Source organism: Pseudooceanicola profundus (genome assembly GCF_054919315.1).
Genome location: NZ_CM142898.1, coordinates 1,408,276 through 1,430,317, shown reverse-complemented (window position 1 = coordinate 1,430,317; position 22,042 = coordinate 1,408,276). Strand labels below are relative to the sequence as shown.

The following is a 22,042-nucleotide window of genomic DNA, read 5'->3' as shown; positions in this document are numbered from 1 at the left end:
CCCGTTCGGCGGGCCTCCGGCGGCTCCGGTCCGCTTCAGTCGGAGCGCTGTGCCCGCGACAGCCGCTGGACGACGTCACGGATCAGGGCCGAGCCGCGGACGCTGATCACGCCGGGGGCCTCGCCCTCGGCGTAGAACCGCACGAAGAGGGCCTCGCGCTGCGCTGCGTCGGGCAGCAGTTGCAGGCGCACGCCGTCCTGCGTCGTGCCGATGACATAGGCGGCGAGGTCCCCGGGCACATCCGCGATCTGCAGCGTGCCCCGTGTCTCGATCGGCAGCGAGACGCCGCGCAACTTGACGGTGTCCGAAGTCAGCGAGGAAATCCACAGGAACCAAGACACGCCCTCGGCCTCGAAGGTCACGCGCTCGGGCTTGTCGCTGACGTGGATCTCCTGCCGGGGCAGTTCGATGCACGCCATGGTGGTCACCGCCAGCACCAGCAGGTTGTAGAGCGTCCAGAACAGGATCACCCATTTGCCGTCGCCCGCGTCGTAGAAGGCAAAGCTGTCCGACACGATGCCGAGGCACAGGCCGACGAGGGTCAGGACGAAGCCGATCGCGAAGGGGGCCATCAGGCGCCATTGCACCTGCACCTTGGATCGGTCGCCCCCCTTCGCCGTGACCGAGAAGGGGTGGCCGTAGGGCTTGAAGAGCCCGGTGAAGGCCGCGCGTGAGATCGGGATCGCGCCGAGCAGCTGGCTCACGTCGTTGAGGATCGGGACGACCATGCCGCGGCTGAGGATGTTCAGCACGGCGATGATCCAGATGTAGTAGCAGCCGAAATAGCTGATCACGTCGGGCAGGCGCGCATCCACCACGGTGATGTTGAAGTACCAGTAGAGCAGGGGAAAGACGATGGCCGCGATGCGGAACGGAAAGGGCGTCGTCCAGTAGAAGATCGAGTCGATCACGCTCCACCGGTCGCGCAGGCGCAGGTTGTGCTTGGCCAGCGGGCCGAGGCTGGACCGGGCGATCTGCATCAGGCCGAGGCACCAGCGGGCCCGCTGGGTGACGTATTCCTTCAGCCCTTCGGGGGCGAGGCCCTCGGTCAGGGGTTCGGACAGGTAGACCGTCTTCCAGCCGCCGTTCTGCAGCACCAGCGTCAGCATGAAGTCCTCGGTGACGCTTTCGGTGTTGAAGCCGCCCACGTCGCGCAGCGCCTCCCACCGGCAGATCGAGGAGGTGCCGCAGCAGAAGGCGATCCCCCAGCCATCGCGCGAGGGCTGCATGTGGTCGAAGAAGAAGCGCTGCTCGTCCGGGTAGGAGCGGGTCAGGCCGAGGTTGTGCTGGATCGGGTCCGGGTTGAAGAAGTGCTGCGGCGTCTGCACGAGGCCCACCTCGGGGTCGTGGAACAGGGCTAGCGTGCGCGACAGGAAGCCCCGGTGCGGCACGAAGTCCGCGTCCAGCACCGCGACGTAGTCGGGCACCACCGGATCCTCGGCCAGCCGGTCGAGGGCGTGGTTGATGTTGCCCGCCTTCTGGCCCTTGTTGTCGGGCCGGCGCATGTAGCGCACCTGCTGCTCGGCGCAGAAGTCGCGCAGCCAGTCGCGGCGGCTGTCGTCGCAGACGATGACCTCCTTGTTCTGGTGGCGCAGGGATTTCGCCCCGACGATGGTCCGCTCCAGCACGTCGCGGTCCTCGTTGTAGGTGGCGATCAGGATCGCGACGCGCGGCTCCTGCTCGCCCCACCAATGGGCGTGTTCATCGGCTTCCTTGCTGCGCTGCGTGACCCGGGACAGGATCACGAAGGCCGAGAGCGACCCGATCAGCGAGAAGAGTTCGAGCCCGAAGAGCAGGCGGCTGGCGATGGCGTCGATGCTCAGCTCCAGCGGGGCCAGCGTCTCGGTCCCGCGCCACCACGCGTAGCGCAGGATCAGCAGGTAGGCGAGGCCGAAGAGCAGGCTGCGGTGCAGGTTGCTCTCGCGGTTGATCACGTAGGGCAGCAACAGGGCGAGACCGGCCACCAGCGAGACCTGCGTGACGCTGGAGCCCAGCTCTCCGAGGTGCGGGAAGGGCAGCATCAGCCGCGCAGCCAGTCCAGCGGGCGGCGGTCGAAGAAGGCGCGGCCGGTGCGTCCGATGGCACAGGCGAGATCCGGGTCCGTGGCGAGGCCGGGCACCAACAGCGTCACGTCGTAGCGTTCGAGGTGGCGCTGGCTGGGGGCCACGGCGAGGTGTTCATAGATCGTCGCCGCCCCGCTGCCGGCCAGCCGGGCCACCGTCGCGTCGAAGACCTGCGCGCTGCCGGCGAGGCGGAACTCGGCCGTGTCGCCGACGGTGAGCGTGTTGTAGATCCGCTCCGTGACCGAAAGCGTGACGATGACATGGTCGCAGTCCAGCAGCCGCAGGATCGGGTCGCCGCGCTGCACGTTGACGCCATCGGCTTGCAGGACCTCCCAGTAGCGCCCGTTGACCGGGGCGGTGATGTCGCCGCCGCCCTGCTGGTTCACCTGCACCTGCGCCCGGGACAGCCGGCTGGCATAGGCGGTCTGGCGGGCCTGTGCCTCGGTCAGGCTGTTTTCCAGCTGCGCGATCTGGGAGTCCAGCTCGGTGGCGCGCTGTTCCGCGTTGGGGCTGTCGTTGTAGCCATCCCCGAGGAAGACGCCATCCTGCGCGGCGCGCAGGGCGATCTCCAGTACGGCGACCCGTTCGCGCGCGTGATCCAGCGCGAGCGCGTCGAGGATCGGCTCCGCGGGCAGGCGGTCCGGGGTGTCATCGACCGCGTCGCGCAGCCGCTGGCGCGTTGCATCGGTGCCTGCGCCGTTCTCCAGCAGGTCGAGCCGGCTGCGCGCGTGGTCGAGCCGGGTCTCCAACTCCTCGATGCGGGCGCTGCGGAAGGTCTCGGTCCGGTCCAGCAGCGCCTCGCGCAGGGCGCGGGTCGCGGCGAGGTCGGCCTCGGTCCGGGTGGTCTCGGCCCGGGTGAAGTCCAGCTCCATGGCGAGGTCGTCGAGGCGGATGCGGTCCACGCGCGGGTCGATCACCTGCGCGATGGTTTCGCCGGCCTCCACGCGGGCGCCGAATTCGCGGTCGGGCAGGGTCAGGTCACCGGCGGTGCCGGCGCGGATCGTCACCACGGGGGCGTTCACCACAGCGTCCGCGCTCGCGCCGGACATCTGTTCCCCGACGATCACCCAGAGGGCGAATACGATCGCGGCCAAGCCGATAATAATGCGGAATATTTTCATGATTTTCGTCCCGGTCTTCCTGCTGCAACAGTCTAGTCGCGCGCGGTCTTCTGTCGAGGGAAACACTGTTTTGCGGTGCGCTATTGGCTGTTTCCTGCTGTGTACCGGTCACGCCGTCCGGCCACGCTTTCAAGCACCGATGTCCGGGCCGCAACGGCGCGTCAGGCGCCCGCTTCCGCCTGCGCCACCTGCGCCAGCAGAAGCAGGGTTGCGGGGTAGTAGGGTTGCGCGGCGATGGCCTGTGCATCCGCGTTGATCCTGCGACCCGCGGCCAGCTCGGCGATGGCGCGATAGCCGGGGTCCGTACTGGTCCCGCGCAGGCTTCCGTCGCGCGCCCGGTCGATGGCGATCTCGCCCGGGGCGGTGTCCGCCGTGAGGCTGCGCAGGGCCTGTTGCACCGCCGGATGCGCGGGCAGGCCCGACCAGCACAGGTAGAGCGGCACGCGGATCGCGTCATAGCTGCTGCCCGTCGGATAGGCTTCTGGTGCCTCGAAGCCCGCCTCGGTGACGCGAACCCAGTCGGGCATCGGGCCGGCCTGCGCCAACTCTGCCAGCAGCGTCGTGCCGTGGTCCGCCGTGCGGATCAACGCATCGATGGCGGCCGCCTCGCCCAACTCCCGCAGGGCGCGCGGCAGGATGTAGGACGGATTCACCAGCACCCGTCCGGGGGTATCCTGCAACTCGGCCCCGGGAGAGAGCAGCCGTTCGTCCGGCGCGCGCGGATCGGCCGCGAGGCAGAGCGCGGCAATGTCCCGCGCGATCGCATCTCCCCGGCCCTCCGAGCCCGCCCAGCCGGAATCGCGCGCCGCCCGCAGATGCGCCCAGGCCCGGAACAGGTCGCCGTCGGTGGCATTGTGCCAGTCGGTCACGCCCTGTCCCGGCTCCCATTTCCAGCCCATCAGCCGGTCCTGCCGGATCGCCAGGTGGCGCTGCGCCCAGTCCTCGATCCGGTCAAAGGCGTCCCGGTCGCCGTAGGCCTGGGCCAGCAGGAGGCCATAGCCCTGGCCCTCGGAGTGGCTGATGCCCTGCAGGTCGTCCTGCACCCGTCCATCAGCCGCCACGAAGCGGTCGCGCCACAGGGTCCAGGCGGGGGACGGTCCGGCGTGGCCGGGCAGGGACAGGAACGGGGTGAGCAAGGGAGCGATCAGGAGGCTGCGGCGGTGCATGGCTGTGACAGGCAAAGCTCTAGGGGGCGAAGCTGAGGGGGCAGGGCTGCGAGGGGCGGCGTTGACAGGGTTTCGCCCTCTGTATCACAGGCGGGCCTGCCACGCGCCGGTCCCTTGCCGTCGATGACCTGACATCGGCGCGCCACCGCTCGCAGGGCGCGAGGGGCCGGAGGCTCAGGTCACGCCCCGGGTGCGGAAGGCCATCACCCGGTTGCTGTAGGCCCGCTGCGCCGTGACTTCCTGCCCGAACCACTCCGGCGGGACGAAGGCATGGGCGGCTTCCTCGCTGTCGAACTCGACCTCGACCATGGTCAGGGGCGCGAGCGGGCCCTCGAAAACATCGAGTTCGAAGATCAGGCCGTTCTCCAGCGCGCCGATATGGCGGGTCTTCTCGACACTGCCGGCGACGCCCTGCCAGAGGACGTCGAAGGTGGCTTTCGGGATCGGGGCCTCGTGCTCCTCCCGCACCAACCCGGCCTCTCCCTTGATGGTGATGAGATAGGCCCCGTCCTTCTGGCGCAGCCGGACTTCGCAACTGTCGTCGGGACGGGTGATGTAGCCCTGCCGGATCGCCACGGCGCGCAGGGGGGGCCAGATCGGGCATGCGGGCGACAAGGAACTTGCGTTCGATTTCGGTGGCCATGGCGGGGCGGCTCCCTCTTCGGGTTGGTCCGGGACAGGGTTACAGCCCCACGCGGGCAGGTCCAAGCCGAATGGCAATGCTGCGATCCTCTGTCCCGAGGGAACCACGGGGGTGCCGCCCGGGGAGGCATGGCGCACCCGACCGGTGGGGCGGGGCGCCGCGCGCCACGTGGCGTCCCTTGTCAGGAGTGTGTCACGCTCCATCGGGCAGGAAATCGCGGCGCGGGTCGGGAAACCTCTTGCGTGATCTCTTTATTTTGGTATTTCGCGAAATATGGAAAAAGAGATTCCCGATCAACTCGCCACCCTCGGCCACCCGCAGCGCCTCGCGGTGTTCCGACTGCTCATGCGCCGGTATCCCGACCGGGTGCCGGCGGGGGAACTGGCCACGGTTCTCGACCTCAAGGCCAGCACGCTCTCCGCCTATCTCGCGGCGCTGCAGCGGGCCGGGCTGGTCCAGCAGACCCGGGTGGGTACCTCGCTGCGCTACACGGTCGACATGTCAGCGTTACAGGCACTCTTTACCCATCTCTTCACCGATTGCTGCCGGGGTCGCCCCGATCTCTGCAGCCCCTTCCCAACCGGAGCGACCCCGATGGCCGACAGGACGTTCAACGTACTCTTCATCTGCGTGGGCAATTCCGCCCGCTCGATCTTTGCCGAGTCGATCCTGCGGGCGACCGCGGGCGACAGGTTCACCGTCTACTCCGCCGGCACGCGCCCCTACTCGGAGCTGAACCCCTTCGCGCTGCAGGTGCTGCAGGACAAGGGGCACGACATCTCGGTCCTGCGGGCGAAGAACGTCTCGGAATTCTCGGGCCCGGGCGCACCGGACCTCGATTTCGTCTTCACGGTCTGCGATCTGGCCGCGAACGAGGAATGCCCGGCCTGGGAAGGCCAGCCGATCAGCGGCCACTGGGGCATGCCCGACCCGGTGAAGGCCGAGGGCACCGAGGCCGAGAAGGCGCTGGCCTTCCAGCAGGCCTATGGCGCGCTCAAGAGCCGGATCGAGGCCTTTGCGGCGCTGCCCTTCGAGAGCCTCGACCGGATCGCCCTGCAGAACGCCGTCGATGACATCGGCCGGACCAAACCCGAGGATCAAGCATGACCACCTACGCCCTGAACGGCCTTGGCCGGATCGGCAAGCTCGCCCTGAAACCGCTGCTGGAGCGCGGCGCCAAGATCGCGTGGATCAACGACGCGGTCGGCGACCCCGAGATGCACGCGCACCTGCTGGAATTCGACACGGTGCATGGCCGCTGGGATGCGCGTTTCGATCACGACGCGGAGAGCGTCACGATCGATGGCACCCGGCTGCCCTTCATCGGGACCGGGGACCTCTCCGCGCTGCCGCTGGAGGGCGTGGACGTGGTCATCGACTGCACCGGCGTCTTCAAGACCGAGGCCAAGCTGGCGCCCTACTTCGCCGCCGGCGTGAAGAAGGTCGTGGTGTCCGCCCCGGTGAAGGACGGGGCGACGGCGAACATCGTCTACGGCGTGAACGAGGCGACCTACGATCCGGCCCTGCACCAGATCGTTACCGCGGCCTCCTGCACGACGAACTGCCTCGCCCCGGTGGTGAAGGTGATCCACGAGACCTTCGGGATCCGGCACGGCTCGATCACCACGATCCATGACGTCACCAACACGCAGACCATCGTGGACCGCCCCGCCAAGGACCTGCGCCGGGCGCGCTCGGCGCTGAACTCGCTGATCCCGACCACGACCGGCTCGGCCACGGCGATCACGCTGATCTACCCGGAGCTCAAGGGACGGCTGAACGGCCATGCCGTGCGGGTGCCGCTGCTCAATGCCTCGCTCACGGACTGCGTTTTCGAGGTCGCGCGCGAGACCACCGCCGAGGAGGTGAACGCTGCCTTCGCCGCCGCCGCCGAGGGCGAGCTCAAGGGCATTCTCGGCTACGAGACGCGGCCCCTCGTCTCGACGGATTACACCAACGACGCCCGCTCCAGCATAATCGACGCGCCCTCGACCATGGTGATCAACGGCACGCAGGTGAAGATCTACGCCTGGTACGACAACGAGTTCGGCTATGCCAACCGGCTGGTCGACGTGGCGTTGATGGTCGGCGCCGCGCTCTGAGCGCCCGCCGTCCGCACTCCCCCTCTCCAACCCCGCGCGAGACCTTGCCATGACCGCCCAGACCAAACCCCAGGAGGGCCTTTCGGCCTATGTCGCTGTCACGGCGGCCTACTGGGCCTTCATGCTCACCGACGGGGCGCTGCGGATGCTGGTGCTGCTGCACTTCCACACGCTGGGCTTCTCGCCGGTGCAGCTGGCCTATCTCTTCGTGCTCTACGAAGTGGCGGGGATGGTGACGAACCTCGCCGCCGGGTGGATCGCTGCCCGGTTCGGGCTGACCTCGACGCTCTATGCCGGGCTTGCGTTGCAGGTCGCAGCCCTGCTGGCGCTGACGCAGCTCGACCCGGCGTGGAGCGTGGCGGCCTCCGTGGCCTTCGTCATGTGCGTGCAGGGGGCGAGCGGCGTGGCCAAGGACCTGGCCAAGATGTCCTCCAAGTCGGCGGTCAAGCTGCTAGCGCCCTCCGAGGGGGGCGGTCTCTTTCGCTGGGTGGCGGTGCTGACCGGCTCCAAGAACGCGGTGAAGGGCGTGGGCTTCCTGCTGGGCGCGGTGCTGCTGGCCTCATTCGGCTTCGTCTGGGCGGTGCTGGGCATGGCCGTCGTGCTGGCGTTCATCCTCGTGGCGGTCATGCTCTTCATGCCCGCGGGCCTGCCGCGCGGCCGCAAGGGCGCGAAATTCTCCGAGGTCTTCTCGAAATCCGCCAACGTGAACTGGCTCTCCGCCGCGCGGGTCTTCCTTTTCGGGGCGCGGGACGTCTGGTTCGTGGTGGGCATCCCGATCTACTTCTACGCTGTCCTTTCGGACGGGACCGAGGCGGGCAACCGCGCGGCCTTCTTCATGATCGGCACCTTCATGGCGCTCTGGATCATCCTCTACGGCGCGGTGCAGGCCAGTGCGCCCAAGGTCCTGCGCGCGGCAAGCCGGCCGGAGGGCGCGCTGATCCGTGCCGCGCGGGGCTGGGCCGCGCTGCTCTGCGCGGTGCCTGCGGTGCTGACGGTGGCGGTGCTGGCGGCGCCCGGGCCGGCGCCCTGGCTGACCGTGACGCTGGTGGTCGGGCTGCTGGTCTTCGGGGCGATCTTCGCGATCAACTCCTCGCTCCATTCCTACCTGATCCTCGCCTTCAGCCGGAGCGAGCGGGTCACGATGGACGTGGGCTTCTACTACATGGCCAATGCGGGCGGGCGGCTTCTGGGCACGCTGCTTTCGGGGCTGACTTACCAGTTGGGCGGCCTGCCTCTCGTGCTGGGGACCGCAACGGTGATGCTGGCGCTTGCGGCGCTGATCTCGGGCCGCCTGTCGGACGAGACGCCTCTCGCGGCCTGACGCAAGTCGGGCTCACAGCCGGGCGAGGCTGAGCCGGCTGAGGCTGGCGGTTTCGAGGATCGAATCCATCGCCATCTCCAGGCCCTTGTCCACGTGGGCGCGGGCCACCGCCTCGGCGCGGGCCGCATCGCCCGCCTTCAGCGCCTCGACGATGCTGGCGTGATCCCGGCGCATGGCCTGAAAATTCGGGTTCTTCACGAGGCCGACGAAATAGAGCCGGTCGATATCGTCGATCACCTGCTTGGCGATGGCGCTGATCCGGGGGTTCCCGGCGGCCTCGACGATATGCATGTGGAAGCAGCGGTTGTGGTCGAGAATGCGGCGCGTCAGTTCCTTCTCCCCGATGCCCGTCAGGGGCGGGGCGGTGTCGCGCAGGTCCTCGAGGTAGGCGATGTCCACGCGGCCCACGGCCATCCCGGTCGCGGGCGGTTCGATCAGGCGGCGCAGGCCGAAGACCTGATGCACATCGGCCACGGTGATCGGGGCCACCTCGTAGCCGCGGCGGTGGATCGGCGCCACGAGGCGCAGCTGGATCAGCCGGTCGAGGGCCAGCCGCAACGACCCCCGGGCGAGGCCGAAGCGCTGTTGCAACTGGGGTTCGGAGAGCACTTCGCCGGGCAGCAGGTCGCAGGTGACGATCGCGTCATGGAGCAGGTCGAAGGCCCGGTCGCTGACCTTCTCGGCGCGCTGCGGGTCCGTGGCGAGATCGGTCATGTAAGGCGGGTCCCCCGGGAGATGCCCCGAAAGCCTAGCGCAGCGCTGCGCCCCGGGCAAGAAACTGACATTTCACTGTGCCGCAACGTTGCGGCGATGCCCCGGGCGGCCCGCTCAGGGCCGCCCGGAGACGGGATCACATCGCGTCGGCTTCGCTGCGCAGCGCGGCCTTGTCGAAGTCGTTGATCTGCTCGACGAGGTCGTTGGTGTAGAGGCTGTCGACGTCGATCTCGGTGCTGTCCAGCTGGCCGCCGGTGTGCAGCACCTCGATGAAGTTCTCCCAGCCTTCACGCGGGAAGGCGCCGTACAGCTCCTCGCCGCCCTGGAAGTCCGAGAACTTGGCGGTGCGCGAGGTCATGACCGTCACGTTGGAGGCCAGTTTCTCTTCCTCGGTGCCCTCCGAGGGCTTCTGGTTCGGGTAGGCCTCCCAGAAGGTCTTCACGCAGACCTCGGGGTTCTCGTCGCAGACCACGGTTGCCTTGGCGAAGGCGCGGCCGAAGGCGGCCAGCACCTCGGGCTTCTCGGCCAGCGTGTCCTCGTGGGCGATGAAGCTGTTGGAGAAGAGGCCGGTGTACTTGGCGCCCATGTCGAGGCGGCGGATCTCGGTGCCGGCGGCTTCCATGGTGGCGTGCTGGGTGTCGAAGAGGTTCAGCGCATCCACGGTGCCGTTTTCCAGCGCGAGGAAGGCCGGGCCGCCGACGCCCACGGGCACCATCTTGATATCCTCGCCGACGCCATTTTCGCTCAGCAGGGCGGTGGTGATCGGGATGTTGCCCCAGGTCATGGCGCCCACGCCGAGGGTCTTGCCCTTCAGGTCGGCGATGGTCTGGATGTCACTGTCGGCGGGCACGACGAATTCCCAGCCCGAGACCCGGGTGACGTCATAGAAGAACTTCAGCGGCAGGTGTTCCTTGCCCGGCTGGCGCGAGATGATCAGCGCATCCGGGTTAGGGTAGCCGATGTCGACGCGCTTGGCGACGATCTGGGGCAGCAGCACGCCGGTGCCCTTGAACTCGAGCACTTCGACGTCGAGGCCCTCGTCCTCGAAATAGCCTGCGTCGCGGGCAAAGATCAGCGGCGCCAGCGAGATGCTGATCGAGGTCGGGTTGCCGAAGGTGACAGGGGTCAGGTCCTGTGCCGCGGCGGGCAGGGCTGCGCCGAGCGAGAGGCTGAGGGCGAGCGCGCTGATCGCGCCACGTAGCTTGGTCTGTGCAGTGGTCATGGGTAGCTCCGTTGTCGGACTGGGGGGATGCGGCCGCCGCAGGATTGCGCCGGCCGGAGGGGTGCCTGCCGGTTAGCCGGTCTTGGGCACGTAGTTGGCGCGACCGATGGCCAGCAGCTTGCCGTCCTCGTTGGTCACGTCGATATCGACCACCGCGATCGACCGCCCCATGCGCCGCACGGTGGCGATGCCGATCAGGTCGGTGTTGATGGCCGGACGCATGTAATCCACGCGCATGTTGGTGGTGGGCACGCCGCCGCCAACCATCATCCCCACGGCGAAATCGCCCACCGTGTCGATGAAGGCCGCGATGGCACCGCCGTGGAACTGGCCGGTGCCGACCCCGCGCGCCAGCTCGTCGCGCAGCGGCATCCGCGCGGTGAAGACCATGGCGTCGTAGTCCACCGTCTCGGCCTTGAGCCCCATGAAGGAGATCATGGCCGAGCGATCAAAGATCGCCTGGATCGCGGGAACGTCGAGTTTCTCGGGTGCGTCGCTCACGGCGTCACCACGACCTTGCCAAAGACCTTGCGGTCTTCGATCAGCGCGAGCGCCTCGTTGGAGGCTTCCAGCGGGAAGACCGTGTCGATCATCGGGGTCAGTTCGCCGGCGGCGACCATCTCCAGCAGCTTGTGCAGGTCTTCACGCTTCCAGCCATTCGAGCCCTGGATCGTCAGCTCGTAGGTCCAGATGAAGCGCAGGTCGGTCTTGGGATCGTAGCCCGCCGTCGCGCCGCAGGTCAGGATGCGGCCGCCGGGACGCAGGGTGCGCATGCAGCGGGCCCAGGTCTCGCCACCGGTGAAGTTGATCACCACGTCCACGCCGTTGCCGGGCTTGTGGCGGTGCGGCTTGCCGTAGCGGCTGTAGACGGCCTTGGCGATGTCTTCCTCGACGTAGTTGATGCAATCGTCCGCACCGAGGTCCTTGAGGCGGTCCATCTTCTCTTGCGAGGACGCGCAGGCGACGACTTCGGCGCCCACGGATTTCGCCAGCTGCACGCAGCAGGTGCCCACGCCGCCCGAGGCGCCGAGGATCAGGACGCGTTCGCCCTTCTTGATGTGGCCCTGCACCATCATCATCCGGTAGGCGGTGCCATAGGCCACGGGCAGCGCCGCCGCCTGTTCCAGCGTCACCTCGTCGGGCACGGGCACCAGCGAATGGGCCTCGGCGCGGCAGTATTCGGCCAGACCGCCGTGGACCATCTCACCCATCAGGCCGCGCTTGCCTTCGCGGTCGACGGGATCGACCAGCACGCGGTCGCCGATCTTCCAGCCTTCCACGCCTTCGCCCAGTTCGGCCACGGTGCCGGCCACGTCGATGCCCATGATCATGGGCATCGGCACCTTGATGCCGGGCATGCCGCGGCGGGTGAAGACATCGTGGTAGTTCAGCGAGGAGGCGCCGACGCGCAGGATCACCTCGCCGGGGCCGGCGGTTGGCTTGGGGAAGTCCTCTTCCAGTTTCAGGACCTCGGGGGCGCCATGTTCGTGGATTACAGCTGCTCTCATGTTCGGGTCGTCCTTCGTCATGTCATGTCAGGGGCGCCGCAGGGGGCGCGATGGCAATAGGGGGGCAGGCGGCGGCCTCGTCGGCGGCGCGCCGGGTCAGGGCGGCACGGTCGACCTTGTTGGTGCCGGCCAGCGGCATCTCTTCGAGGAAGATCACCCGCCGCGGGTGCTGGTAGGAGGGGCCGTTCTCCAGCGCGAAGCTGCGGATCTCGGCCTCGGTCGGGGTGCCCTGCGGAACGACGAAGGCAACCGGCTTCTGGCCCTTCACCTCGTCCGGGACCGGCACGACACAGGCCTGCGCCACGCCGGGATGGCGGTTCAGCATGTCCTCGACGTTCTCGGGATAGATGTTCTCGCCGCCGCAGGTGAACATGTTGTCGGCGCGGCCCACGAAGTAGAAGAAGCCCTCCGCATCGCGACGCATCAGGTCGCCGGTGGCGTACCAGCCTTCGGCATCCAGCACGCTGGCGGTCTTCTCGGGGTTGTTCAGGTAGCCGCGCATGACGGCGGGGGTGCGGATCAGCAGTTCGCCCCGGGTCTCGCCGCCGCGCAGCTGCAGGTCCACGTCCGGCAGGGGATAGCCCAGCGACAGGGCCGGTTTCGGCAGGCCCTCGGGGTGGGCGCCGAAGGCACAGGGGCCGCTTTCCGTCGTGCCGTAGCCGAGCGAGACGATCGCGTTCGGGAAGGCCGCCTTGGTCGCCTTCACCAGTTGCTCCGTCACCGGGGCGGAGCCCATGCCGACGAAGCGCACGCCCGACAGGTCCGCCGCGGCCAGGGCCTCCGCTTCGCGCAGGGCGAGGGCGATCATCGTGGGGACGGAGGTGACCATGGTCACGTCATGGTCCGAGATCGCGGTCACGAAGCCCGCCGCATCGAAGCGGCGCATCAGCACCAGCCGCGCGCCGGAGGCGAGGGCGACCTTGGCCGTGAAGAGCGCGTTCATGTGGTAGAGCGGCGCCGCCGCGATCACCCGGTTGCTGCCGTAGGCGGGGCTGTTGTGCAGCCGGTTGCGCAGGGCCCAGAGCTGCCCGTCATGGGACAGCGGCACGCCCTTCGGCAGGCTGGTGGAGCCCGAGGTGTAGAGGATCATCGCATCGGCCCCGGGGGCGGGCAGGGTGGCGGCGGTGCTGCCGCCCGCGGCTTCCAGCGCCGCCCAGTCGTGGTCGAAGTTGATCTGTGCCAGCCCGACCGGGCAGAGGTCGCGGCGCGCGTCATCGGTGAAGACGAGCTGCATCTCCGCATCGCCGCAGAGCCAGGTGACCGTGTCGCGCGGCAGCTTGAAGTTCACCGGCACGGCGACGAAGCCCGCGGCCATGATGCCGAGGTAGGCGGCGATGTACTCCCAGCGGTTGCCGGAGATCAGCCCGACCCGTGCGCCGGGGGCGAGGCCCCGTGCCTGCAGCTGCGCGGCGACGGCATTGACTGCCGCGCCAAGGCGGGCGCGGGTGATCTCGGTCGCCGGGCCGGTCGAATCGGGATCGACCTCGATCAGGCAGGGATCCTGTCCGGCCGGGGCGAGCAGGGCGCCCAGATTGCGCAGCGCGGCCACGTCTTCAGCGGTGCGGACGGGGGCCTTGGCCACAGAATCCATCGTTTTACATCCCTTGTTCGATTTAAGTCGGTTTTCTAGGAGCATCATGTTGACCGGTCTAAAATGTCAACATACGAATTTAGACAAATCAATAGGCGATCCACTCAGGCGTCGCTGCCGGTCACTTTCTGGTCGCCAGAGCTGATCGACGGGTTAGGTGTCTGGATCGATTGCCAAAAGCTGACAGGAGTACTGCCGTGGCACAGCTGAACAGGGCGCGTATCGACTCGGTAGCGGAGGTTTCCGGGCGTCAGGACCCTCTGGGGACGCCGCTGGTGGTGTCCAGAGATCTCGATGTGACATTTCAGACCAAGAAGGGCCGCATCGAGGCCGTGAAGGGCCTCTCGCTCAACGTGGGCGATGGCGAATTCGTCTCGATCCTCGGCCCGTCCGGCTGCGGCAAGTCCACCCTGCTGCGGGTCGCGGCGGGCCTGCTCAAGCCCTCGGGCGGGGCGCTCTCGGTGGGCGGTGAGACAGTCACGGGCCCGCGCTCCGACGTGGGTGTCGTGTTCCAGAAGCCCGCGCTGCTGCCGTGGAAGACCGTGCTCGACAATGTCACGCTGCCGGTCCGGAGCCAGGGCCTGAACCGCAAGGCGGGGGCCGAGCGCGCGCGCCGGCTGCTCGACATGGTTGGGCTGGCGCAGTTCGCGGACAGCTATCCGGCGGAACTCTCGGGCGGGATGCAGCAGCGCGTGGGCATCGTGCGCGGCCTCGTCAACGATCCCAAGGTCCTGCTGATGGACGAGCCCTTCTCGGCGCTCGACGCCATGACGCGCGAAACCATGATGGACGACCTGCAGCGGATCTGGACTGAGACCCGCAAGACGGTGATGTTCATCACCCACTCCATCCCCGAGGCGGTCTACCTCTCGGACCGGGTCATCGTGCTCTCGCCCCGCCCCGCGCGGCTGGTGGAGGACCTGACCATCGACCTGCCGCGCCCGCGCACCATGGACACGATGTCAGAGGCCCGGTTCACGGATTACACGCGCCACCTGCGCGGCATCTTCTCGCATCTGGATAAGTGAGGCCCGACATGAAAGAGAAACTGACAGGCGCGCTCTATCCGCTGATCACCTTCGGGGCGATCCTCGCGCTGTGGCTGGTCGCGGTCTATGTCTGGGACGTGCCGAGCTACGTCCTGCCCAAGCCACTGGCCGTGCTGGGCGCGCTCAAGACCGGCTATATCGACGGGCTGTTCTGGCACCACTTCTTCTACACGCTCTCCTCGACCGCCATGGGCTATATCATCGGTTGCGTCGCGGCGATCTGCGTGGGGGCCATCGTCTCGGAGTGGCGGATCGCGGAGCGGCTGATCAATCCGCTGGTGATCGCGCTGCAATCCATGCCCAAGGTGGCGCTGGCGCCGCTGATCCTCGTCTGGTTCGGCTTCGACCAGACGTCGAAAGTGATCATGGTGGTGCTGGTCTGCTTCTTCCCGGTCTTCGTGAACACGGTGGTCGGCCTCAAGCAGACGCCCGCGGACCTGCTGGAGATGGCGCGCGCCGCCAACACGGGCCGCTGGCGCACCTTCTGGGAAATCCGCTTCCCCAGTGCGGCGGGCCATATCTTCGCCGGTCTTCAGATCGCCATCGTCCTCAGCCTGATCGGCGCGGTGGTGGCAGAGTTTGTCTCCTCCTCCGAGGGGCTTGGCTACCTGATCAACGCCTCGGCGCTGACCATGGAGGTGAACGTCATGTTCGCGGCCCTCGTCAGCCTCGCCGCCATGGGGGTGATCGGCACGCAGATCGTGCGCTTCGCCCATTCCAAGCTGGTGTTCTGGGAAGGCAGCCTCGCCGCGACCGTGCAGGAGTGATCCCGCATCCCCGGCGGGGCGGCATCAGCCCCGCTGGGTTTCGAGCCTCAGACTCCGGAACATCTCGCTCGACAGGATCGCGTCCATCACCAGCCGGCGGGAGGTCAGCACCTCTTCCCGGGTGACGGCCTCCACGGCCTCGCCATCCTCGCGCCGCAGGGCGTCGATCAGGGCGCTGTGGGTGGTGCGGTCATCGCGGCTGCGGTTCTGGTGGCTGAGCCCGAGGTGCAGCACCCGGGTCGACTCGTCCAGCACCCGCGCCAGCGTCTCCGTCATCAGCGCATTGCCGCAGAGCCGTACGAGGTAGAGGTGAAACTCGCGGTTGGCGACGAGGTAGTCCATACGGCCATCCGTCGTCCCGTCGCGCCCCGCCCTCAGGCAGGCGTCGTTCAACGCCTCCAGATGCGCGAAATCCACCTTCCCCACGGCCTTCCGCAGGGCAGCGGGCTCCAGCAGCAGGCGCATCTCGAAGACGTCGCGCACGGTCTGAAGGGTCAGCGGCGCCACGATATAGCCCCTGCGCGGCACCGCGCCGACGAGGCCATGCTGCTCCAGCCGGGCAAGCGCGGCGCGGATCGGGGCAAGGCCCAGTCCCAGCCGGTCACAGAGCTGCGCTGCCGAGATCTCGGCCCCCGGTTCGAGGTCCGAGCGCAGGATCAGTTTGCGGATCCGCTCGAAGGCCTGATCGGTCAGCGAAGGTTCTGGCGCGGCGTGTGTCATCTGTCGTCCCGGTTGTCCTCCCAGCCATAGAGGGCCGGTGGCGGGGCGGCAAGCCAGAGCGCGGTCGCATGGCGGGCGGGGGCGGTATCCGGGGCGAGGGGCGGTACCCGTTGTCGAGCCGCTCAGGCGGCGTCGTTCAGGTGGCAGGCGGCCTGATGATCCGTCGCGACCTGCTTCAGCACCGGGGCCTCCTTGCGGCAGCGGTCGAAGGCCAGCGGGCAGCGGGTGTGGAAGCGGCAGCCTGCGGGCGGGTTCAGCGGGCTGGGCACATCGCCGGGGATGATCCGCCCGGCTTCCAGCCGCCGCTTCGGGTCCGGTACGGGCACCGCGTCCAGCAGGGCGCGGGTGTAGGGGTGGCGCGGCTGCGCGAAGAGGCTGCGCTTCTCGGCCAGTTCGACGATCTGGCCAAGGTACATCACCGCGATCCGGTGCGAGATATGTTCCACCACCGCAAGGTCATGGGCCACGAAGAGCAGGGCGATGCCATGCTCCCGCTGCAGCTTGGTCAGCAGGTTGATCACCTGTGCCTGCACCGAGACGTCGAGCGCCGAGACCGCCTCGTCGCAGACGATGATATCGGGCTGCAGGCCGAGGGCCTTGGCGATCACGAGGCGCTGGCGCTGCCCGCCGGAGAACTGGTGCGGGAAGTTGTCCATCTGGTCCCGGCGTAGGCCCACCTGCCGGAAGAGGTCGGCGATGATCTCGCGTGTGACCGGGCGGCCGAAGTTGCGCAGCGGTTCCGCCACGAGGTCGAAGGCCCGCATCCGCTGGTTCAGCGAGGAATATGGGTCCTGAAAGATCGCCTGAAGGTTCTGGCGATGGGCCCGCATCTCGCCCCGCTCAAGGTGGGTGATGTCGGTGTCGCCCAGCAGGATCTTGCCCCGCGTCGGCTCCACCAGCCGCAGGATCGAGCGGCCCACGGTGGACTTGCCGCAGCCGCTTTCCCCCACGAGGCCCAGCGTTTCGCCCTTGCGCAGGGTGAAGCTGACATCGTCGGCGGCATGGACATATTGCACCTGCCGCCCCAGCATCCCCTTGCGGACCGGGTAGTGGACGGTCAGCCCCTCGACGCTGAGAACGGTGTCCTGCGAAATCTGTGCGGCATCAAGCATCGGCCGTCTCCTTGGTGTCGGCCAGCAGGCGCTGGTATTCGTAGCAGGCGGTCTTGCGGTCGCTGCCGGTGCCCATCGGGTCGATGGAGGTCAGCGGCGGCGCGGTCTCGCGGCACTTGGGCTGCACGTAGGGGCAGCGGTCGGCAAAGCGGCAGCCGGCGGGCATCTCGGTCAGGGCGGGGACCTGCCCGGGCAGTTCCGGCAGCGGCGCGGCCTCTGCCTCGATCGGGCGGCCGGGGTCCGGCAGGCGCGGGATCGAGTTCAGCAGGCCTTTCGTGTAGGGATGCAGCGGGCGCTCGAAAATCTCGGCGACGGAGCCGCTTTCGACCACTTCACCGGCATACATGACGCAGACCCGGTCACAGGTCTCGGCCACGACGCCGAGGTCGTGAGTGATCATCAACACGCCCATCCCCAGTTCCTTCTGGAGGTCGGCGATCAGCTGCAGGATCTGCGCCTGGATCGTCACGTCGAGCGCTGTCGTCGCCTCGTCCGCGATCAGCAGGGCAGGGCGGCAGGCGAGCGCGATGGCGATCATCACCCGCTGGCGCATCCCGCCGGAGAGTTCGAAGGGAAACTGCTTGAGGCGCCGTTCCGGCTCGGGGATGCGCACGAGGCGCAGGATCTCGAGGATGCGTTCGCGGGCGGCCTCGCCGCGCAGGCCCTGGTGGCGGCGCACGGCTTCGCCGATCTGCCAGCCGATCCGCAGCACGGGGTTCAGGCTGGTCATCGGCTCCTGGAAGACGATGCCCATGGCATTGCCGCGCAGCTCGCGCATCCGGGACTCGCTGGCGCCGACGAGTTCCTCGCCCAGAAGGCGGACGGAGCCGGCCGCGATCCTGGCGTTGCGCTTCGGCAGCAGTTGCAGGATCGACAGCGCCGTGACGCTCTTGCCCGAGCCGCTCTCGCCCACGAGGCCGAGGGTTTCGCCCCGGCGGATCTCGAAGGAGACGTTCTGGATCGCCGCGACCGGTCCCTTGGCGCCCGAGAAGTGGGTTTCGAGCCGGTGGACAGCGAGGACGGGCGCGTCGGATGGCTGTGTCGTCTCCCGTGCCGGTACGGCGGCGGGTCCTGCGGCTGTGGCCTCGGCCATGGCGCGCTCCTCTGCGTATTGGCGGTGCAAGTGCTGGCTTTTCCAGCAGGCTTGTCCGGATATCTCGGATTTCTTGTTCTTCGTACAATAAATGTCTTTTGATTAAATCAAAAAACGATCAACCCTCGGGTATGTAGGCAGGATTACCTATTTCTGCCTTGCAATTGACCAGTCCCCGCTGACGTCGGCGGGGATCATGGTGACGCATTGTTTGCGTCGTAACAAAAATAAACAATACAACAGGGAGCCAATAATGGCTGTACAAAGTTTTGGAAGGACTGTGTCCGGTACGATCCGCATGGCGCTCGCCGCCGCGGCCATCGCCGGTGGTCTGACCGGTCCGGCGCTGGCGCAGGACAAGGTTCTGAACGCGGTCCCCTACGCCGACCTTCGCAACCTCGATCCTGTCTGGACAACTGCGATCATCACCCGGCACCACGCCTACGTGATCTATGACACGCTGTTCGCGATGAACAGCAAGCTGGAGCCGAAGCCCCAGATGATCGGGGACTACTCCATCTCCGATGACGGGATGAGCTATTCCTTCACCCTGCGCGACGGGCTCAAGTTCCACAACGGCGAACCGGTCACCACCGCGGACGTCATCGCCTCGATCACCCGCTGGGAAGCGCGTGACAACGCGGGCGGGGCGCTGGCCAATGCGACCGAGAGCCTGACGGCCGTCGACGACAAGACCTTCGAGCTCAAGCTGGCCTCGCCCTTCGGCCTCGTGCTCGACACGCTGGCCGGTCTCTCCGGCCCCTTCATCATGCCCGAGGCCGTCGCCCAGACCGATCCCTTCGAGCAGGTGAAGGACTACACCGGCTCCGGTCCCTTCGTCTTCAACGAGGCGGAATGGGTGCCCGGCAACAAGGTCGTCTATGACAAGTTCGAGGACTACGTGCCCCGTGACGAACCCGCCGACGGCGCCGCGGGCGGCAAGGTGGTGAAGGTCGACCGCGTGGTCTGGTCCTACCTGCCCGATCCCGCCACCGCGCTGGCCGCGCTGCAGACCGGCGAAATCGACTTCTGGGAAGCGCCGCCCGCCGACCTGCTGCCGGTGGTCGAAGCCAACCCCGACACCGAGGCCGGTGTGCTCGATCCCTTCGGCCTGATCGTGATCCTGCGTCCGAACCACCTCTACCCGCCCTTCGACAAGAAGGAAGCGCGGCAGGCGATGATGTATGCGGTCAAGCAGTCCGACTACATGACCGCCATGGTCGGCAACCCCGACTACTGGCAGGAATGCCCCTCGCTGATGATGTGCAACACGCCGATGGAAACCAGCGCCGGCGGTGGTGAGATCATGCTCGACAGCGACATGGACAAGGCCAAGGAGCTGATGTCCTCGGTCTATGACGGCGAGACCGTGATCGTCATGCACCCGACCGACCACCCCTCGGGCCCGACCGCCCTGCTGACGGCCGACCTGCTGCGCCAGATGGGCGTGAAGGTCGAGCTTCAGGCGATGGACTGGGCGACGCTGACCTCGCGCCGTTCCTCGAAGAACGCGCCGGATGACGGCGGCTGGAGCATCTTCCACACCCGGACGGGCGTGGGCTCTGCCTCGCCGATCTCGCATTCGGGCGTGGCTGCCGGTGAAACCGCTTGGTTCGGCTGGCCGCAGAACGAAGAGGTCGAGGCCCTGCGCGCCAAGTGGGCGGCAGAACCCGACCAGGCCAAGCGCTTTGCCATCATGGAAGAGCTGGAAACGCTGATGATGGACACCGCGCCCTTCGTCATGCTGGGCCAGATCACATCGCCCTCCGCATGGCGCTCGAACGTGTCGGGGATGCTGTCCTCGCCGGTGCTCGGCTTCTGGAACATCGAGGTCGAATAAGACCTTCCGGGCCAAAGTCAGGGTCGGGGCCTTCGGGTCCCGACCCATCTCCAAGACCCCTTAAAGACCCTTCTCAAGACAACGGACGCGATACTGCCCATGCTCGGCTACATCCTGCGACGCCTTCTGGCGACGATCCCCGTACTTTTCGTCGTCTCGGTGCTGATCTTCATGCTTCTGCACCTTGGGCCCAGCGATCCCGCCGCCGTCATCGCGGGAGACTTCGCACAACCCGAGGACGTGGAGAAAATCCGCGTCCAGCTCGGCCTCGACCGGCCGCTCTACATCCAGTTCGGGGATTGGATCCTCGGCGTGCTGCAGGGCGACCTCGGGTCGTCCATCTACTCCGATATGCAGGTCTCCGCGCTGATGATGCAGCGGATCGAACCAACGCTGTCGCTGACCATCACCACCATCAGCTTCGCGATCCTCGTCGGTGTGCCCGCGGGCACCTTCGCGGCGTGGCGTGCCGGCAGCCTCTTTGACCGGGGCGTGATGATGACCGCGGTCATGGGCTTCTCTCTGCCGGTCTTCGTGCTGGGATACGTGCTGGTCTACCTCTTCGCGCTCAAGGCGCAGATCCTGCCGGTGCAGGGCTACAAGCCGATCTCGGGCGGGCTCTGGCCCTGGCTGCGGTCGCTGATCCTGCCGACGCTGTCGCTGGGGATGATCTACGTGGCGCTGATCGCCCGGATGACCCGGGCCAGCGTGATCGAGATCCTCGGCAACGACTACATCCGCACCGCCCGCTCCAAGGGGCTCTCGACCCCGCCGATCCTGATCTTCCACGCGCTCAAGAACGCCGCGATCCCGATCGTCACCACGATCGGCGTGGGTATCGCGATGCTGATTTCCGGCGTCGTGGTGACCGAGACGGTCTTTGCCCTGCCGGGGCTGGGGCGGCTGACCGTCGATGCCATCGTGCGCCAGGATTATCCCGTGATCCAGGCGATGCTGCTGGTCTTCACCGTGGCCTATGTCCTGATCAACCTGCTGGTCGATCTCAGCTACTCGCTGTTCGACCCGCGCATCAAGTACCAGAAGTGAGCCCGCGATGAGCGATCAGACCTCCCCCGCCGTCCCCCGGTCCGTGCTGGCGCCGCTGCGTGCCGTGCCCGCCTTCGTGGCCGAGAACATCTGGCTCTCCTTCGGGATATTCCTGCTGGGCGGGCTGGCGCTGCTGTCCTTCGGGGCGCCGCTCTTCACCGCCTTCGATCCCGTCGCGCTGAACGTCACCCAGCGGCTGAAACCCGCGGCCGAGGGCCAGCCCTTCGGCACCGACCTGATGGGCCGCGATGTCTTTGCGAGGGTGCTCTACGGCGGGCGGATCTCGCTCACCGTGGGGCTGACGGTGGCCTGCGTCGCCTCACTGATCGGGCTGGCCATCGGCATCGCCGCCGGGCTGATCCGCTGGGTCGACGTGGTGGTCATGCGGGTGATGGACGGGCTGATGGCGATCCCCTCGGTGCTGCTGGCGATTGCCTTCATGGCGCTGGCCGGCTCCTCGATCCGCAACATCGTCATCGCGATCACCATCCCGGAGGTGCCCCGCGTGGCGCGTCTTGTCCGCGGGATCGTGATGAGCGTGCGCGAACAGCCCTTCGTCGAGGCGGCGGTGGCCGCCGGCACGCCGGACAAGCAGCTTGTGCTGCGCCATATCCTGCCCAGCACCCTGACCCCGCTGGTGGTGCAGGCGACCTACATCTGCGCCTCCGCGATCATTTCCGAGGCCTACCTCAGCTTCCTCGGCGCGGGCACCCCGCCGGAGATCCCCAGCTGGGGCAACGTGGTGGCCGAAGGACGCTCTATGTTCCTCGTGAACCCGGGGCTCGTGCTCTATCCCTCGCTCTTCCTCGCGGCGACGGTGCTGGCGGTGAACATCGTGGGCGACGGGCTGCGCGACCGGCTTGACCCGCAGATGACCAAGGCGCTGCGCTGACCGGGAGGGGGCTTTGGCCTGTGCAGATCGCGGCGCCGCCGGGCATCCGTCCCGGCAATTGGGGCCTCCGG

The 22,042-nt window shown here is 67.7% G+C and carries 20 protein-coding genes; 8 read left to right on the top strand and 12 right to left on the bottom strand.

Features of this window, described 5'->3' with window-relative positions; translation table 11 throughout:
- Positions 1–35: 35 nt before the first annotated feature.
- The 4 genes from ACX9MO_RS06540 to ACX9MO_RS06525 form a co-directional block, all read right to left on the bottom strand.
- Positions 36–2,021, bottom strand: a complete 1,986-nt coding sequence (locus ACX9MO_RS06540; protein WP_462213966.1) for a glycosyltransferase family 2 protein — start codon at positions 2,019–2,021, stop codon at positions 36–38.
- Positions 2,021–3,157, bottom strand: a complete 1,137-nt coding sequence (locus ACX9MO_RS06535; RefSeq protein ID WP_462213965.1) for an HlyD family secretion protein — start codon at positions 3,155–3,157, stop codon at positions 2,021–2,023. Before ACX9MO_RS06535 ends, ACX9MO_RS06540 begins: the two co-directional genes overlap by 1 nt.
- A 188-nt stretch (positions 3,158–3,345) precedes the next feature.
- Complete coding sequence (locus tag ACX9MO_RS06530) at positions 3,346–4,320, bottom strand: glycosyl hydrolase family 8 (RefSeq protein ID WP_462213964.1); 975 nt, start codon at positions 4,318–4,320, stop codon at positions 3,346–3,348.
- A 204-nt stretch (positions 4,321–4,524) separates the two neighbouring features.
- Complete coding sequence (locus ACX9MO_RS06525; protein WP_462213963.1) at positions 4,525–4,965, bottom strand: CYTH domain-containing protein; 441 nt, start codon at positions 4,963–4,965, stop codon at positions 4,525–4,527.
- Between the two features lie 301 nt (positions 4,966–5,266).
- Here ACX9MO_RS06525 and ACX9MO_RS06520 point away from each other — a divergent pair, with 301 nt between their 5' ends.
- Genes ACX9MO_RS06520 through arsJ form a run of 3 tightly spaced genes read left to right on the top strand, consistent with a single transcriptional unit; the run spans position 5,267 to position 8,416 of the window.
- On the top strand, positions 5,267–6,100 hold the full coding sequence (locus ACX9MO_RS06520) for an arsenate reductase/protein-tyrosine-phosphatase family protein (protein ID WP_462213962.1): 834 nt from the start codon (positions 5,267–5,269) through the stop codon (positions 6,098–6,100).
- Positions 6,097–7,095, top strand: a complete 999-nt coding sequence (locus tag ACX9MO_RS06515; RefSeq protein ID WP_222491119.1) for an ArsJ-associated glyceraldehyde-3-phosphate dehydrogenase — start codon at positions 6,097–6,099, stop codon at positions 7,093–7,095. Before ACX9MO_RS06520 ends, ACX9MO_RS06515 begins: the two co-directional genes overlap by 4 nt.
- Positions 7,096–7,144: 49 nt before the next feature.
- Entirely contained in the window at positions 7,145–8,416 is a 1,272-nt protein-coding gene (gene arsJ, locus ACX9MO_RS06510; protein ID WP_462213961.1) for an organoarsenical effux MFS transporter ArsJ, read from the top strand.
- 12 nt (positions 8,417–8,428) lie between these two features.
- Here arsJ and ACX9MO_RS06505 read toward each other — a convergent pair whose 3' ends face one another.
- From ACX9MO_RS06505 to ACX9MO_RS06485, 5 genes are all read right to left on the bottom strand, one after another.
- Positions 8,429–9,130, bottom strand: coding sequence for a GntR family transcriptional regulator (locus tag ACX9MO_RS06505; RefSeq protein WP_222491121.1), 702 nt, complete (start codon positions 9,128–9,130; stop codon positions 8,429–8,431).
- Positions 9,131–9,266: 136 nt separating this feature from the next.
- Positions 9,267–10,352, bottom strand: a complete 1,086-nt coding sequence (locus ACX9MO_RS06500; protein ID WP_462213960.1) for an ABC transporter substrate-binding protein — start codon at positions 10,350–10,352, stop codon at positions 9,267–9,269.
- A gap of 72 nt (positions 10,353–10,424) precedes the next feature.
- On the bottom strand, positions 10,425–10,853 hold the full coding sequence (locus ACX9MO_RS06495) for a PaaI family thioesterase (protein ID WP_222491123.1): 429 nt from the start codon (positions 10,851–10,853) through the stop codon (positions 10,425–10,427).
- Positions 10,850–11,881 carry a quinone oxidoreductase family protein gene (locus ACX9MO_RS06490; protein ID WP_462213959.1) on the bottom strand — a complete coding sequence of 344 codons (1,032 nt, stop codon included), beginning with the start codon at positions 11,879–11,881 and terminating at the stop codon, positions 10,850–10,852. The genes ACX9MO_RS06495 and ACX9MO_RS06490 overlap by 4 nt, the downstream gene beginning before the upstream one ends.
- A gap of 1 nt (position 11,882) precedes the next feature.
- Entirely contained in the window at positions 11,883–13,451 is a 1,569-nt protein-coding gene (locus tag ACX9MO_RS06485; protein WP_462213958.1) for a class I adenylate-forming enzyme family protein, read from the bottom strand.
- Positions 13,452–13,747: 296 nt separating this feature from the next.
- On the opposite strand from ACX9MO_RS06485, the gene ACX9MO_RS06480 reads away from it, so the two are divergent.
- Together ACX9MO_RS06480 and ACX9MO_RS06475 are read left to right on the top strand one after the other, a co-directional pair.
- On the top strand, positions 13,748–14,479 hold the full coding sequence (locus tag ACX9MO_RS06480; RefSeq protein WP_462213957.1) for an ABC transporter ATP-binding protein: 732 nt from the start codon (positions 13,748–13,750) through the stop codon (positions 14,477–14,479).
- 8 nt (positions 14,480–14,487) lie between these two features.
- On the top strand, positions 14,488–15,267 hold the full coding sequence (locus ACX9MO_RS06475; RefSeq protein ID WP_462213956.1) for an ABC transporter permease: 780 nt from the start codon (positions 14,488–14,490) through the stop codon (positions 15,265–15,267).
- Between the two features lie 24 nt (positions 15,268–15,291).
- On the opposite strand, the gene ACX9MO_RS06470 is transcribed toward ACX9MO_RS06475, so the two are convergent.
- The 3 genes from ACX9MO_RS06470 to ACX9MO_RS06460 all read right to left on the bottom strand — a co-directional run bounded on the left by ACX9MO_RS06470 (position 15,292) and on the right by ACX9MO_RS06460 (position 18,192).
- Positions 15,292–15,987, bottom strand: a complete 696-nt coding sequence (locus tag ACX9MO_RS06470; protein WP_222491126.1) for a GntR family transcriptional regulator — start codon at positions 15,985–15,987, stop codon at positions 15,292–15,294.
- Positions 15,988–16,109: 122 nt separating this feature from the next.
- Positions 16,110–17,099: an ABC transporter ATP-binding protein gene (locus ACX9MO_RS06465; protein ID WP_462213955.1), complete on the bottom strand. Its 990-nt coding sequence runs from the start codon at positions 17,097–17,099 to the stop codon at positions 16,110–16,112.
- Entirely contained in the window at positions 17,092–18,192 is a 1,101-nt protein-coding gene (locus tag ACX9MO_RS06460; protein ID WP_222491128.1) for an ABC transporter ATP-binding protein, read from the bottom strand. The genes ACX9MO_RS06465 and ACX9MO_RS06460 overlap by 8 nt, the downstream gene beginning before the upstream one ends.
- Before the next feature lie 280 nt (positions 18,193–18,472).
- On the opposite strand from ACX9MO_RS06460, the gene ACX9MO_RS06455 reads away from it, so the two are divergent.
- The 3 genes from ACX9MO_RS06455 to ACX9MO_RS06445 all read left to right on the top strand — a co-directional run bounded on the left by ACX9MO_RS06455 (position 18,473) and on the right by ACX9MO_RS06445 (position 21,971).
- On the top strand, positions 18,473–20,032 hold the full coding sequence (locus ACX9MO_RS06455; RefSeq protein ID WP_462213954.1) for an ABC transporter substrate-binding protein: 1,560 nt from the start codon (positions 18,473–18,475) through the stop codon (positions 20,030–20,032).
- Between the two features lie 99 nt (positions 20,033–20,131).
- Positions 20,132–21,079: an ABC transporter permease gene (locus ACX9MO_RS06450; RefSeq protein ID WP_462213953.1), complete on the top strand. Its 948-nt coding sequence runs from the start codon at positions 20,132–20,134 to the stop codon at positions 21,077–21,079.
- Between the two features lie 7 nt (positions 21,080–21,086).
- Positions 21,087–21,971: an ABC transporter permease gene (locus tag ACX9MO_RS06445; RefSeq protein WP_462213952.1), complete on the top strand. Its 885-nt coding sequence runs from the start codon at positions 21,087–21,089 to the stop codon at positions 21,969–21,971.
- Positions 21,972–22,042 lie beyond the last annotated feature (71 nt).